2 protein-coding genes are annotated in these 1,108 nt (G+C 62.0%); one reads left to right on the top strand and one right to left on the bottom strand.

What is annotated here, in order from left to right; genetic code table 11:
* Positions 1 to 496: enoyl-CoA hydratase/isomerase family protein (locus EN969_RS32360; protein WP_206525298.1), on the bottom strand; the 496-nt coding region annotated here is incomplete at its 3' end.
* Positions 497 to 584: 88 nt separating this feature from the next.
* Between EN969_RS32360 and EN969_RS32365 the strand changes: the two genes are divergently transcribed.
* A partial coding sequence (locus EN969_RS32365; protein WP_206525299.1) for a TetR/AcrR family transcriptional regulator occupies positions 585 to 1,108 on the top strand: 524 nt, incomplete at its 3' end.

The following is a 1,108-nucleotide window of genomic DNA, read 5'->3' on the forward strand; positions in this document are numbered from 1 at the left end:
ACAGCAGTTCGAGCGCCCGCTTGCGCCCCGCGAGCCTCGGCAAGCGCTGGGTTCCACCAAAGGTCGGCGGCATTGCGAGGTTGATTTCCGGCTTGGCGAACAAAGCGCGGTCACTGGCGATAGCGAGCGGTACGGCCTCGGTGATTTCGCAGCCGCCACCAAAGGCAATGCCGTTGACGGCGGCGATGATGGGCTTGCGGTAGGCTTCCAGCCTCGCCGTCAGCCGCTGCCCGCGCATGACGAAATCCCGCATCGCGACACCGACGCCAAGCGCCACGCTGGCCGAGAACTCGTGAATGTCGCCCCCCGCCGAAAACGCCCGCTCCCCTGCTCCGGTCAGAATGACCGCTCGGACGCCGTCATCGACTTCCATGTCGTCAAGGACCGCAAGCAGGCGGTCGATCAGGGCATAGTTCAGCGCGTTGAGTTTCTCCGGCCGGTTGAGGGTGAGGATGGCAATCCCATCCCGGGTTTCGCTAAGGACAAGATCTGTCATTTGGCTGTTCCTTCTCCATCATGCTGATGGAAGGAAGACTATGCCCTTTGTCGCTTGTGTATATTCACTAGTCGGTATACATAGGCTTATGCCCGACACGCAGAGCCCTACCCGCAAACGCATTGTCGATGCCGCGACCAGGCTCTTCTATGCAGAAGGAATCGGTCGTGTCAGCGTCGATGCCGTTGCCGAGGAAGCGGGTCTCACCAAGCGCACGCTCTACTACCATTTCAAGAGCAAGGACGACCTGATCGCCGCCTATCTCGACGGCCGCGACCAACCCAATCTGAAGCGGATGGCCGGCTGGTTCGAGGCTGCCGAAGGCGGCGCGGATCGCAAGGTCGAGGCGATCTTCACCAATCTGGCGAGGTCCGCTCGCCACCCGAAATGGAAAGGATGCGGCTTCCTGCGCACGGCCGCCGAACTCGCCTCGATGCCCGGACATCCGGCGGTCAAGGTGGGCGCGCGGCACAAGCTGAATTTCGAAACATGGCTGGCCGGCGCCCTGTCGGACCATGGCGTCGCGGAGCCGCAAACCCTGGGGCGCGAGATCGTGCTTTTGATCGACGGCTGCTTTTCGATCATGCTGATCCACCGCAACCCCGATTACAT

This window comes from Mesorhizobium sp. M7A.F.Ca.CA.003.01.2.1, assembly GCF_003998945.1.
GTDB lineage: Bacteria > Pseudomonadota > Alphaproteobacteria > Rhizobiales > Rhizobiaceae > Mesorhizobium > Mesorhizobium ciceri.